Origin of the sequence: Cellulosilyticum ruminicola JCM 14822 (assembly GCF_001311925.1) — a bacterium.
Classification (GTDB): domain Bacteria; phylum Bacillota; class Clostridia; order Lachnospirales; family Cellulosilyticaceae; genus Cellulosilyticum; species Cellulosilyticum ruminicola.
In genome coordinates this window covers 1-546 of the sequence record NZ_BBCG01000189.1, presented here as the reverse complement: position 1 = coordinate 546, position 546 = coordinate 1, and the positions used below count along the sequence as shown (strand labels likewise).

Here is a 546-nt window from a genome sequence, read left to right as displayed (position 1 = left end):
CAACTTTTACGCATTTTATTAAAAAGCTTTCTGAGACAGATATTTTAGAAAGAACTTATAGAAGAATGATTTATAAAGCTAACTCTCTAGGAGTTATTGATGTATATAACTTTTCCTAACTGGGGAGGTAAACTTGACACTAATGATAACTTTATTAAATGGTTTGGTTGGAAAATGCATGCATTAGTTGATAATGCTAGTGGTATTACATTATCGTACATGATTACTCCAGCTAATGTAGTTGATATAGATATGGCAGAGCCACTTGTACAAAAATTAAAGGAAGATTATGAAGAACTATTTAAACCTTCATACTACTAAATGGATGCAGGCTATGATAAACCTGAACTTGATCAGGCCCTCTATGAAAAATATAATGGTCAAGGTATTATTTCTATCAATTGGAGAAACACAAAAACACCATCAGAAGGTATAAACTTTGAAGGACAGCTAGTATGTGCTATGAATCATCCATACATTTACGTCGGAAATGATAATGGTACAATACGTATTTTATGTCCATATACTTGGGTTCTAATTGGTGTG

At 32.1% G+C, this 546-nt stretch carries 2 protein-coding genes; both read left to right on the top strand.

What is annotated here, in order from left to right; translation table 11 throughout:
- The first annotated feature begins 99 nt into the window (after positions 1–99).
- Entirely contained in the window at positions 100–321 is a 222-nt protein-coding gene (locus JCM14822_RS18835; RefSeq protein WP_054744182.1) for a transposase, read from the top strand.
- Positions 322–546, top strand: a 225-nt coding sequence (locus tag JCM14822_RS18830; protein ID WP_207643283.1) for a hypothetical protein, incomplete at its 3' end; no start/stop codon positions are given.